This is a genomic window from Micromonospora sp. WMMD736, assembly GCF_049179015.1.
GTDB lineage: Bacteria > Actinomycetota > Actinomycetes > Mycobacteriales > Micromonosporaceae > Micromonospora.
Window position 1 is genome coordinate 412,857 of record NZ_JBMHMI010000001.1, and the last position, 11,140, is coordinate 423,996.

Consider the following 11,140-nt stretch of genomic DNA (forward strand, 5'->3'; position numbering starts at 1 on the left):
AGTGATGGAGACCTCGTTCGTTCCCGCTGGCGACGTGCTACCAATGCATCGTGTCCACGCCGCCCGTCCAGCACCCCGATGATCATCGACCCCCGCACCGCGTCGCGGTCCTCGTGTACGACGGGGTGACCCTGCTGGACGTCGCGGGTCCGGCCGAGGTGTTCAAGGAGGCGAACCGCTTCGGCGCGGACTACCGGATCGTGCTGCTCTCGCCGACCGGTGCGGACGTCACGTCGAGCCTCGGCGTCCGGCTGGCGGTCGACGGCGCCGTCACCGCCGCACCCGACGTCGACACGCTGCTGGTGGCCGGGTCCGACCGGTATCCGCGCGCACTCGTCCCCGCCGACCTGGCGGACGCCGTACGCGCGCCGGCCGGCACGGCCGCACGGGTCGCGTCGATCTGCACCGGAGCGTTCGTCCTCGCCGCCGCCGGCCTCCTCGACGGCAAGCGCGCCACCACCCACTGGCAGGTCGCGCACGAGCTGACCACCAGGTGTCCCACCTGCCACGTCGAACCCGACGCGATCTACGTGCGCGACGGTACGACCTACACCTCGGCGGGCGTGACCGCCGGCATCGACCTGGCGCTCGCCCTCATCGAGGAGGACCACGGGCCCGACCTGGCGCGCGAGGTGGCCCGCGCCCTGGTGGTGTACATGCAGCGCGCCGGCGGTCAGTCCCAGTTCTCCGCGCCGTTGCAGGGGCCCCCGCCCCGGTCGCCGGCCCTGCGCCGGATCGCCGACCTGGTGGCGGCGAACCCCGGCGCCGACCACTCGCTCACCGAACTCGCGAAACACCTCAACGTGAGCACCCGACAGCTGACCCGGCTGTTCCACGACGAGCTGTCCACGACACCCGCCCGCTACGTGGAGAACATTCGATTCGACCTGGCCCGGGCGCTGCTGGACCAGAACCACAGCGCGACGCAGGCCGCGACGCTCGCCGGATTTCCCAGCTACGAGAGCATGCGACGGGTCTTCGCCCGCAAGCTGTCGATCAGCCCCGCCGCCTACCAACGGCGGTTCCGGACGACCCGTCGCGCCCAGGCGGACGAGGCTCCGACACGACCCTGAGGCCCGGCCGCCCGGGTACGGCGCTGGTCACCACTGGTGGGCGACGTCGAGCACGATCCGGCTGTGGGTGCCCGGACCGGCCAGCACGACGGCGCGGAACGGCAACCGGGCCCGCACGCCGACGGCGAAGGTGCTGTAGCCCTCGAAGCTGCCGCCGAAGACCACGTCGCGCAGCGTCGGGTAGCGCAGCAGGTTCGTGACGTGGCCACCGACCGGGTACGGGACCGTACCGAGGTGGTCGGCGTCGTACGCCGGGGCCCGCAGGGAGACCCGCAGCAGCGCGCCTCCGGCGGTGTACGGCGACAGCGCCAGCCCTTCGCCCTCGGTCCAGGTCTCGCCGTAGCCGATCGTGTACCCGTCGACCGGACCGCCGAACTCGAACACCACCCGGTCGTAGCAGTCGTGCCGGCCCGTCCGGACGTCGACCAGGGGCGCGTCGCTCAGCGCGCCGGCCGACTTCTCCCCGCTGCCCCAGGTGATCCCGCAGTACGCCGCCTCGGTCGCGGCACGTGCCGGGCCGTTGCCCGTCGCGCTGCTGGTGCCCGCCGCGCTGCTGCCCGCCGTGGCGAGCACTCCGGCGAGGACGACCGCCGTCGCGGTCGACGCGCTCCTGATCCTCATCGTGGTTCTCCGTTCGGTGTCCCGGGGTCACGTCGCGGCGGCCCTGCCGGTGACCCTCGCCGCCACCGTCGTCCCGCATCGACACGGGCACCTCGCCGTGGCGTAACCGCTGGGTAACAGCGGTCGACGCGTCGCTATGGGCGTCAGCTGCGCCGTGGCGTGGCGTGGCACCCCACGGCGTCCCACATTGCGGTACGGTGCCTCGCATCGGCACATCGGAGGTGGATGGATGCCTGCCGTCGTCGTCCTCGCGCTGACCCTCGCCCTCGCGCCCACGCCCACGCCCACGGTGTCCCCTACGCCGGGCCCGATCGGCGAACTGGTGGGCGGTGTCGGCCGGATCGTGGGCGACCTGCTGGGCGGCGGCGGTACGCCCACACCGACCCCGACGCCGAGCGGCACCCGCGCCCCGACCGCCGGGCCGAGCCGGCCACCAGCGACCGTGCCGTCCGGCCCGGCGAAGCCCGGCGCGACATCCGCGCCCGCCGGCTCGTCGGCCGGTGACCGGGCGACGGTCAAGCCCGACCGTCCCGACGGGAGCGCCGGCACCAACGGACGCGACACGGCCGTGCCCCCGCGCGGCGGCGACACCCCGGCGCCGATCGTCGCGCCAGCCATCGCCGACCCCGTCCGCGATGGCTGGCCGCCCGTGTCCTACCTCCTGGTGGCGGCGGTCCTGGTCGGGCTGGCGGTGCTGCTGCTGCGCCGCCGTGGCAGTGCCGGTCCTCCGGCCGTTCCCGCACCTACTCCCGACCCGACGCCAACTCCCGATCCCGACCCTGGGCCGGACAACGTCCGCCGCCTGCCGACCAGCCTCAACGCCATCTACGAGCTGGGTCGGCTGGACGAGCGACTCGAGCAGGAGCGCCGTCGCCAACCCTGACCGGCGGTCTCAGTGCTTCGGGTACGCGCCCTCGCGCCGGGGGATCGCGTCGTCGTACGCCCCGGACGGGCCGTGGTAGCGGGTCCCGCCGTTCGGGTACGGCCACGCGTTGGCACGGCAGCCGTGCAGGCCCAACGTCTGCTGCTGCATGACCGGCGCCGGCCGGCCCGCTCCCGGGCAGCGTTCGTGGCCGAACCCGAGCCGGTGCCCCACCTCGTGGTTGACCATGTACTGCCGGTAGACGGTCAGGCTCGCGCCGAAGTTCGGCACGCCCGACACCCAGCGCGCCACGTTCAGCACCACCTTGTTGCCGTTGCGGCAGGACGTGTAGCCGTCCGGCACGTCCTGGCAGAGGGTGTCGCGGGTGCCGGGGGTCGCCAGGTAGATGGTGAAATCCGCCGCATCGTCGGCGCCCACCCGCCGCAGCCGCCAGTTCCCGCCCGCCGTCCATCCGCGCGGGTCGTTCAACGTCGCGGTGATCGCGGTGGCGATGTCACCCGCCGCGAGACCCCTGATGTCGCGTTCCACGGCGACCCGGTAGCGCAGCAGCGTGCCGCCTTCCGCGCCGCCACGCGTCGTCTCGGCCGCGGCGGTCGTCCAACTGTTGCCGCCGGTGGCGGGATAGCTGACCGGGCGGTCGGGCGTGCTGCGGGTGCCGAGGATGCCGACGCCGGTCGGCCGGCTCGAGGCCTGGCCACCGGGTCGCGCGGTGGCGGGGTCACCGCCGGGCTGCCCGGCCGCTGGTCCCGTGCACCCGGTGAGCAGCGCCACCGCCAACAGTGACGCCGCCGAGGCCAGATGCCACCGGCGGGTACCCTTCGTCGACATGTCTCTCCCCTCGCGCACCGCCTGGAGGCGCGCGCACAGGAGAAGACGGGTCCTGGCGACGAAAAGTTGAAGTGATCCGGATCTCAACCTTTCGGCGGTCGTACCCGTCTGAGGTGATGTGACACGGGGGAGGGTGCGCGGTGGCGCGGGGTGACGCGGAGTTCGTCGAGTTCGCGCGGGCGGCGTCCGCGCGGCTGGTGCACGCCGCGTTCCTGATGACCGGCGACCACCACCAGGCCGAGGATGCCGCGCAGACCGCGCTGGTCCGCACGTACGCGTCATGGTCACGGATCCACGACGACGACGCCTACGGGTACGCGCGGCGCACGTTGGTCAACCACCTGGTGGACCGGTGGCGACGGCCGCTGCGGGAGTACCCGACCGACGAGGTGCCGGAGCAGCGACACGGTGACGTGGCCGACGACGTGGCCACCCGGCGCTGGTTGGTCGCCATCCTCGGCGCGCTGAGCCCTCGGGAGCGGGCCATCGTCGTGCTGCGTTACTACTTCGACCTGCCGGAGGCGCAGGTGGCCCGAGAACTCGCCGTTTCCGTGGGCACCGTCAAGAGCACAAGCTCACGGGCTCTGGAGAAGTTGCGCACCGCCGCGCCGCGTACCACCGACGAGGGGGCGCGCCGATGAGCGAGCTGGATCGGCTCCGGGACGCCATGCGGGCGACCGAACGCCCCGACGCAGTGATCGACCTGGCCCGGGTGATGCGGGACGGCCGGCGGCTGCGGACCCGTCGGCGGGTGACCGGGGCCGCGGCGGCGACGCTCGCGGCCGGGCTGGTCGCCGTCACCGCGGTGACGGTGGACCCGAGCGGGTCGCGCGATCCCGCGCCGGCCGAGCCCGCGTCTCCGGTCACCGTGGCCTCGCCCCCGGCCGGTGTCGCGCCGACGACGGCGGTGATGTCGGACGAGTCGACGCCACCGCCCACGAAGGCTCGTGGCGTTCCGGATCCGAAGCCCCTGGGTCAGGTGATCGACTCCGGAACAGGGAGCGGCACCGACCGGCGGGTCTACTTCGTGGTCGCGGTGACGGTCCCGGGTGCGCCCAAGGTGACCATCGGGTTGGCCGCCGGTCGCCGTGCCGCGGACGGAACGGTGCGCACGGACATCCTGGTCAACGACATCGACGGCGCCGACCGTAGCCCCGGCTTCCACCAGATCGGGTACGACGAGAGCGAGTCGGTCTTCCCGGTGCCCACCTTCGGCTACTTCGTCGGCCCGGCGGCCCGGATCACCGGCACGGTCGACGGTCGGCAGGTCGACGCCACGCTGGCGCGCTGGAGTCTCGACAAGCAGGTCGTGATCTTCTGGTTCGATCCGGCCACCCTCGCGCCGGGGGAGCGGTTGGACGGCATCGTCGCCCGCGACGGCGCGGGTCGCCGGCTCTAATCCCGGGACAGCGGTGACACGAGCTGGTGAGCGCGGCTGACGTGGAGAAGGCGTGGGATGCCTTGAGCCCCGACGCGCGCCGTACGGTAGTCCGCCTCCTCCTGACGGCGTAAGAGCGCCGCGAATAGCCTCGCCGCGCTCAAGTCGATCCGCGCTGCGCGCCCGGACGGGGCGCCGATCTACGTCATCCTGGACAACCTGTCCGCCCATAAAGGCCGCAAGATCCGAGCATGGGCGGCCCGGAACAAGGTCGAACTGTGCTTCACCCCGACCTACGCCTCTTGGGCCAACCCGATCGAGGCCCAGTTCGGGCCGCTGCGTACCTTCGTCATCGCCGGCTCGAACCACCCCAACCACCCGGCGCTGCCCCGACGGTTGCAGGCCTGCCTGCGGTGGCGCACGCCATCGCCCGCCACCCCGACGTCCTGGCCGCGAAACGGCGTGAACGTGCCCGCATCCGGAGTGAGAAGGGCATTCGCTGGGGTGGACGACCCCTCGCTGCCGCGGCCTGACCTATCGCGCGGCCCGCAACGCGGCCGCGACCTGGACGACATCCAGGTCGACGACGACGTCCTCACCATCGCGTACGCCGCGCTCACCGATCGCCAGACCGATCAAGGCCAGTTCGGCGGCATCGTCACGCAGTTCGTACTCTTCGCGGCTCTCCTCGCCGATCCCGCCCAGCTCTTCGCGATTCCAGGCGGCGACGGCTGACTCGGCCAGCGACCGAGGCAACCGCACACTGAGCCGACTGACTTCGGGATCGAGACGAGCACCGATCGCCGCAAGCACGGTTCGGTCCTGCTGATATTGCAGGTACTGTTCGCGATCCTCCACGCGCCGAGGCTACTCGAGCCCAAGCGAGCCACCGGTCCCCAGCCGGTGAACGTTAGTGGTCAGGGCACTAGCCGCGCTCTACGTGGTGGTGGGCCTGCTCCCTGACTCCGGGAAGCCCTTACCTGCGGCACCCTCGCCGATGCATCCTCTCGCCAGCCAGCTCAACCGGATGCTGACGGAGACCACCTCCCAGCTTTCCGCTGAGGACCGGAGAGAGCTAGAGGTGGTCCTACGCCGGGTCATGTTGGCGTTCAAGCTCACGCCCGGCAAGGGGTGAGTTTTCCCGGCGCGCAGTGAGGTCTGTCAACGCTCCAAGCCGTAATCAGGACTGGCCGGGCGTAGGTGTCGCGTACCGCTCCAGGCGGTCCCGGGCCCAGTCCAGCGACCGGCACCCGCTCGGCCGACACCGGGGACAGCGGGCCTCCTGGTGCTCAGCGACGGTCCACGCGGCCAGCCGGGGAACCCAGACCTCCCGGGGGACCTCCCGCTCCATCACGGTCTGGGGGTGGCGGCCAGGCGGTGGGCCTTCACCACACCAATGGCCCAACTCAGCATGTCGCAACCAGCGTCCCAGCACTGGGCGCACGTCCCGGTGGCGCGGTAAGGGTTGGCCGTCTCTGCGTGCTGGGTGATCACCCGTTTGGCGGTCCAGAGGACCAGCGCGGGGGTCACGGGGCCTTCGTCCATCGGCACGGCTCCACCTCCTGAAATGGCAGGTCCGGGCACGGAGCCCCGCTCACGTACCCGGACCGCTACCCGGTGTGTTGCCCGTCCAGGGGACCCGATACCGCTGCCCCTGTCAAGTATGTAAGTGGCCTGTCTATGTATTAAAGACTGCACTGAGCAGCGCTTACAGGTGACCTAACGGGGGCTTTCACATTCGGAAGGGGGTGTCGTGGTGATGCTCAGGAGATGGCCTGGCAGCGGCGGTTGTACGGGAGCGCGGAGCTTCAGGAGCGCCTGGGCGTCTCGCGCGTCCGCGTAGTCCAGCTCACCACCCGACCCGACTTCCCGGAGCCCTTCGATCACCTAGCCGGCGGGACCGTCTGGCTGGTGGAGGACGTGGAGCGCTGGATCAGCGATCACCAGCCGTGGAAAGCCAGGGGAGCGGACGAACCACCGCCGCCGGAGAGCTGAGCGGCCAGGAAAGCAGACACGGAACGGCCCGGACCGCCTGGTCCGGGCCGTAGTCCGTACGGGGTCACTGCTTGGCGATCTTCTCCAGGTACTCGGCCGCGTGCCTTACGTGGGTCCCGACTCCGTGCCCGTCCTGGTCCTCCAGCGCGTCTTCGATCCCACCGATGGCCTCCCGAAGCTTCCTCAGCTCCCATGCCACGGCCAGGTTGGCGAGAGCCTGCCCGTACCGGAGGTAGTAGTCCGCATCGGGATCCCGGATCTTCTCAGTCATCCGGACTGCCGCGTCTAGGTAGTCCGAAGCAAGCTTGGTGTAGTCCTTCGGCATGTCTGTCCCTCCGTAGTGCGACCGTTACGCGATCCTGTCCGGCCAGGAGCGGGCCGCATGAGGAGTGTCGGGTGGACGACGCGGAACGGCCCACCCTGTAGACCAGAGGGCGGGCCGTAGTCCGTACAGGGCTCAGGCGGCGGCCTTCACCCTCCTGGCCGCCTTCGCCACCGGCTCCGTGGCGTAGCGGGACAGCGGAGCCAGCGTCTCCGCCACCTTTTCCCGGACCGCCCGCGTGGCGGCCCGCGAGGCGTTCACCTGACCGGAGAGCGTGGAGCCCTGGGCGAAGAACCTGTCGGGCGTGGAAGGGCTGCTCCACGTTGGCCCGCATCGTGTCCAAGGCCACCAGATCACTCAGTGCGGCGTCCAGTGCGGCCAGGGCGGCGTCCAGCCGGCCCAGCGCGGCCCGCCCCTGGCCGCCCAGGTACGCCAGCCACTCCGCCCGGTTGGCGGTCACCGCCTGGATCAGCGCGGCCTGGGTCGCCTCCAGGGAGTCCTCCGTGCCCTGGGGTACCGCCTTCGCGGCCTCCGCCTCAAGCTCCAGGTCTCGGATGGACTGGGCGGCCTTCGCGGCGTCCGTGGCGCGGCCAGAGATGGCGGCCTGAGCGGCTTCCCGGCGGAGATCACGCGGAACGTTGGCGGCCCGGTCCTGGGACTCCCTGGCCTCCCGGTCCAGCTCCACCGCTTTTAGCGACAGGTCCCGGTATGCGGCCAGGGCGGACTGGACGGCGGGGTGAACGTGGCGACCGGGGACGCTGACGTGCAGGCCCGCCGCGCTGAAGCGGACCGGCTCCGGCTCCCAGACCTCCGGGGCCTTCTCACCGTCCGCCAGCGGCTGAAGCGGGCCGGCTCCGGCGGGGAAGGCCGCGGTGAGATTCCACAACTCTGTGAGGCCGCCGCGCTCCACCAGCTCCTTCGCCCGGTGCTTACCGTCCACGTTGCGGAGCGGACACGTCCGGCCCTGGTGCTCCTGGCCGGTCCCGGGGGCCACCGCCACTTGCCCGCCGTGCCAATGACCATGAGCCGGATGTCCGCGCCCCGGGTCTGGGCCACGGGGTGGGCGTGCGGCGACGTGGGGACCCTGCGCTCAGGGCCGTCCCAGTACTGGTCCCCGGGGTCCCACGTGCAACCCTCCAGGCCGCTTCCTGTCTCCCTGGCCTGGAACAGGGACCAGCCCAGGATTTTCTCCGCCTGAGCGGGGGACACGGCGGTCATCCCCTCATGTTCACAGTCCAGACGCCCAGCTCCGGGGAGTATCGGACCCGCCCATCCTTGATCATCAGTTGCTCTCCTTCAGTCCGAGCATGGCCCGACGGCGTGCGCTGGGCGTTGGGAACAGATCGTTACCAAGGGCCCTCAGTGCCTCATTGAGCGGAGGGATGCCGCCCCCTCCTGGCCGGTCTCCTGAGTGGTGCCAGCGCCGAAGCCCTCCGGCTCCTGGGTGGGCTCCTCCTGGCCGCCGGTCAGCATCAGCCGGCGGCAGCCTTCGCGGCCTCTTCGTTGCGGGTCACCAGGCCTCATCCTCTCCACGGAGGCGGGCCATGGCGGCCAGGGCGGCCCCTTGGACGCACTCCGGACAGCGGGCCTGCCGGTCGGTCACCGGGCGGACCCGGGAAAGGACCTGAGGACCCCGTGGGTCTTCAGCCAGTCGGGCGGCGGCATCTTCGACCAGACGGAGGACCGCCGCGCGCTCACCGGGGACCTCCTGGACCCGGGAGGGACCCAGCGGGACCCAGCGGGACCCGGCGGGTCCTACAGCGGTCCTAGGCGTGGCCCGGACCCAGGAGGCGGGAGGCCCCGGACCCAGGTCCCAGCTTCAGAGGGCTCATCGCTGGACCCCCGGTCTACCCGGACCCATCAGGTCCTGGGTCCCAGGACCCAGCTCATGCTGGACCACCACGGCGGAGGGGAGTCGGAGGCCGTAAAGCTGGACCCTCTCCCGCTCCAGGGACAGGAGAAGACCCAGGACCTTCACCGTGTCCTGGATGGACAGGTCCTCCGCCGACAGGAGGACATCGGCCCGGCGCATCCAGCCGTTGAAGCGCGCTTCCGACTGGCGGCGGAGTGTGTCCGCCTCCTGGGCGGGGATGCGCTGGAGACTCTTATGTGCGGCCGGGCTGGGGGTGGTCATCGTCGGTGACTACGGCACCGGCAAGACGCACTTTGTGCAGACCGTTGGCGAACAACGGGCAGGTACTGAAGAACCGATGTGGCGCGCAACACGACCGCCGGGGAGAGTCAGTGCTGCCCTCCGTGCAGACCGGCAGCAACTTCGGGCGTAGCGCCACTGCACGGCGACGACGTCTCCGCATGGATGCCGCCTGGTCGCGGGTCGCCCCGTACCGGAGCACCTACCTGAACCTGAAAAAGAAGGTCTTCGGGCGGGGCCACAGGGTGGCCTTCCTGCCCGACCAGCGTGTTCAACCTCTTCTGTGAGGACTCGCGCGGCCCGGCCTACACAACGCGTACGCGTATGCGCAGAAGGAGGTCTCCGACAAAAACCAACCTTCGGCACCCTCACGGAAGCGGTGGATCTGAGGCACGGTTCCGGTCGCCGGGAAGGCGGGTCCGCCAGCTACCGCGACATCCTCGGCAAGCACTTCAAGCGGCCTGAGCAGCCAGAACGCACGCCGTTGAGCAGGGTGGATGTCTTGTGGCGGGTGCCCAACTGCACCGATCGAGGCGGCCCAGGCGGAACGACGGTCGGCGCGGACGGTGGAGCCGCCGATTTACCGCCGATACAGTCCTCCGAGAACAGCCGGACTGAGCAAGTTGGGCAGCCTGGGGTTGTGGATGGCTGTGGGCAGGTCCGTGGGCCCACAGTGCACGAGCCGCACAGTCCCGAATTGTCCTGTCGCACATATACAGTCCTGCGAAAGCAACCAGCCTGGGCCCCAGGTCAAGGCGGCGGGTCCCCTGGGCTGCAACCCAGGGGCCGCCTTGAACGGTCGCATCCACCACGTCCTGGCAGGGACTTACATGAAGGAGAACGACACCAGGTGACCACGGTAACGAGAGGGTCCCGGCAGCGCCAGACCGGGGAGACCGGCGGCGGCGTGGAACACGTCCTGATCGGCGCGCTTGTGCTGATCGCGGCGCTGTCCATCGGCGCGCTGGTTTACATCGTCCAGCTCAGCGGGCCGGACTTGGGCGGCATTGCCCAGGTGGCCATCACCACGATCGGCGGGGTTGCCCTGGCGGCCATCAGTGCCATCGCGGTGGTGCTCCGCAAGCGGCCCGCCCGGCGCCGCAGCTAGCACGGAGCCGGGGCCGGAGTTCATCTCCGGCCCCGGCTTCACCCACAACTTCATCCTGCAACACCACCACTTCCTGTAGATCCTTCCTCCGGGTCCGTTGGCCTTATCTCCGGGGGCAACCGGGGCAACCAGGCGAAGATGCCCCATGGTCTGGGGATTCCGTTGCCCCGTGGGGCAACCAGGGGTAACCAGGTCTGACACCGAGGAGCCCCCGCTACGGCGGGGGCTCCTTCCTGCTGGCTCAGCTATGGCGGCCAGGGAGGGCAGCGGTCCGCTGGCCGGCGGAGCCGGCGGCGGTAGCGAAGATGGCGCGCAGCTTTGCGGCCTGCTCAGGTCAGCTCCGGGGCCTGCTCCACCACGGCGGCCACGCAGGACGCCAGGTGGGCCTTGCGGGCGCGCTCCTTGCGCCATTCCGGCGTGGTGCGCTGGGTGAGGGTGCGCGCGGCGCGCTTGGCTGCGGTCTCAGTGGACACGACAACGCTCCAGGATCTTGGAGTGTTGCGCGTGCCTCCGGCTGGCTAACCGGCGCGCGGGATGGGGCCAAAAGTGCCTCCGGCCCCCGGGTGCCATCCGGTTTTCTGCGTGGGACCGGCGAGCATCGCTCGCGTGTCTCACCCTAGCCGCTTCTGGGTCTAGCCGCTAGTCTGATGATCTATGTTTCCCCAGCTCAGGCCCCATATCCAGTCCTCATATGGACTGATTGGACAGTCTTCCCAGGTCAGCGCCGGAAGATTTATACCCGCCTTAGTTGCGTGGTGACACACGCCGAACCGGTCGCCC

At 70.8% G+C, this 11,140-nt stretch carries 14 protein-coding genes and 1 pseudogene; 8 read left to right on the forward strand and 7 right to left on the reverse strand.

Going from position 1 to position 11,140, the window contains the following annotated elements:
• The first annotated feature begins 50 nt into the window (after window positions 1–50).
• Window positions 51–1,073: a GlxA family transcriptional regulator gene (locus tag ACN269_RS01590; RefSeq protein WP_421470635.1), complete on the forward strand. Its 1,023-nt coding sequence runs from the start codon at window positions 51–53 to the stop codon at window positions 1,071–1,073.
• Between the two features lie 27 nt (window positions 1,074–1,100).
• Here the strand turns inward: ACN269_RS01590 and ACN269_RS01595 are convergent, their stop codons facing one another.
• Window positions 1,101–1,694, reverse strand: coding sequence for an AMIN-like domain-containing (lipo)protein (locus ACN269_RS01595; protein WP_421470636.1), 594 nt, complete (start codon window positions 1,692–1,694; stop codon window positions 1,101–1,103).
• Between the two features lie 229 nt (window positions 1,695–1,923).
• Here ACN269_RS01595 and ACN269_RS01600 point away from each other — a divergent pair, with 229 nt between their 5' ends.
• The gene (locus ACN269_RS01600; protein WP_421470637.1) at window positions 1,924–2,577 is read left to right on the forward strand and encodes a hypothetical protein; all 654 of its coding nucleotides are present in this window, start codon (window positions 1,924–1,926) and stop codon (window positions 2,575–2,577) included.
• 9 nt (window positions 2,578–2,586) lie between these two features.
• Here the strand turns inward: ACN269_RS01600 and ACN269_RS01605 are convergent, their stop codons facing one another.
• Complete coding sequence (locus ACN269_RS01605; protein ID WP_421470638.1) at window positions 2,587–3,405, reverse strand: DUF3152 domain-containing protein; 819 nt, start codon at window positions 3,403–3,405, stop codon at window positions 2,587–2,589.
• A 140-nt stretch (window positions 3,406–3,545) separates the two neighbouring features.
• On the opposite strand from ACN269_RS01605, the gene ACN269_RS01610 reads away from it, so the two are divergent.
• The 3 genes and pseudogenes from ACN269_RS01610 to ACN269_RS01620 form a co-directional block, all read left to right on the forward strand.
• Window positions 3,546–4,046, forward strand: a complete 501-nt coding sequence (locus ACN269_RS01610; protein ID WP_421470639.1) for a SigE family RNA polymerase sigma factor — start codon at window positions 3,546–3,548, stop codon at window positions 4,044–4,046.
• Window positions 4,043–4,804, forward strand: a complete 762-nt coding sequence (locus tag ACN269_RS01615) for a hypothetical protein (protein WP_421470640.1) — start codon at window positions 4,043–4,045, stop codon at window positions 4,802–4,804. The genes ACN269_RS01610 and ACN269_RS01615 overlap by 4 nt, the downstream gene beginning before the upstream one ends.
• Before the next feature lie 105 nt (window positions 4,805–4,909).
• Window positions 4,910–5,316, forward strand: a pseudogene (locus ACN269_RS01620) (transposase); the annotation flags it as partial.
• 1 nt (window position 5,317) lies between these two features.
• Here ACN269_RS01620 and ACN269_RS01625 read toward each other — a convergent pair.
• Window positions 5,318–5,641 carry a hypothetical protein gene (locus ACN269_RS01625; RefSeq protein WP_421470641.1) on the reverse strand — a complete coding sequence of 108 codons (324 nt, stop codon included), beginning with the start codon at window positions 5,639–5,641 and terminating at the stop codon, window positions 5,318–5,320.
• A gap of 139 nt (window positions 5,642–5,780) precedes the next feature.
• On the opposite strand from ACN269_RS01625, the gene ACN269_RS01630 reads away from it, so the two are divergent.
• On the forward strand, window positions 5,781–5,918 hold the full coding sequence (locus tag ACN269_RS01630) for a hypothetical protein (protein WP_421470642.1): 138 nt from the start codon (window positions 5,781–5,783) through the stop codon (window positions 5,916–5,918).
• A 635-nt stretch (window positions 5,919–6,553) separates the two neighbouring features.
• On the forward strand, window positions 6,554–6,778 hold the full coding sequence (locus ACN269_RS01635; protein ID WP_421470643.1) for a helix-turn-helix transcriptional regulator: 225 nt from the start codon (window positions 6,554–6,556) through the stop codon (window positions 6,776–6,778).
• Between the two features lie 64 nt (window positions 6,779–6,842).
• On the opposite strand, the gene ACN269_RS01640 is transcribed toward ACN269_RS01635, so the two are convergent.
• The 3 genes from ACN269_RS01640 to ACN269_RS01650 all read right to left on the reverse strand — a co-directional run bounded on the left by ACN269_RS01640 (window position 6,843) and on the right by ACN269_RS01650 (window position 9,234).
• Window positions 6,843–7,103, reverse strand: coding sequence for a hypothetical protein (locus ACN269_RS01640; RefSeq protein WP_421470644.1), 261 nt, complete (start codon window positions 7,101–7,103; stop codon window positions 6,843–6,845).
• A gap of 132 nt (window positions 7,104–7,235) precedes the next feature.
• A complete protein-coding gene (locus ACN269_RS01645) occupies window positions 7,236–7,361 on the reverse strand; it encodes a hypothetical protein (RefSeq protein ID WP_421470645.1) in 126 nt (41 codons plus the stop codon).
• Between the two features lie 1,567 nt (window positions 7,362–8,928).
• Window positions 8,929–9,234: a hypothetical protein gene (locus tag ACN269_RS01650; protein WP_421470646.1), complete on the reverse strand. Its 306-nt coding sequence runs from the start codon at window positions 9,232–9,234 to the stop codon at window positions 8,929–8,931.
• A gap of 925 nt (window positions 9,235–10,159) precedes the next feature.
• Between ACN269_RS01650 and ACN269_RS01655 the strand changes: the two genes are divergently transcribed.
• On the forward strand, window positions 10,160–10,360 hold the full coding sequence (locus ACN269_RS01655) for a hypothetical protein (RefSeq protein WP_421470647.1): 201 nt from the start codon (window positions 10,160–10,162) through the stop codon (window positions 10,358–10,360).
• A 329-nt stretch (window positions 10,361–10,689) separates the two neighbouring features.
• Here the strand turns inward: ACN269_RS01655 and ACN269_RS01660 are convergent, their stop codons facing one another.
• Window positions 10,690–10,833, reverse strand: coding sequence for a hypothetical protein (locus ACN269_RS01660; RefSeq protein WP_421470648.1), 144 nt, complete (start codon window positions 10,831–10,833; stop codon window positions 10,690–10,692).
• Window positions 10,834–11,140 lie beyond the last annotated feature (307 nt).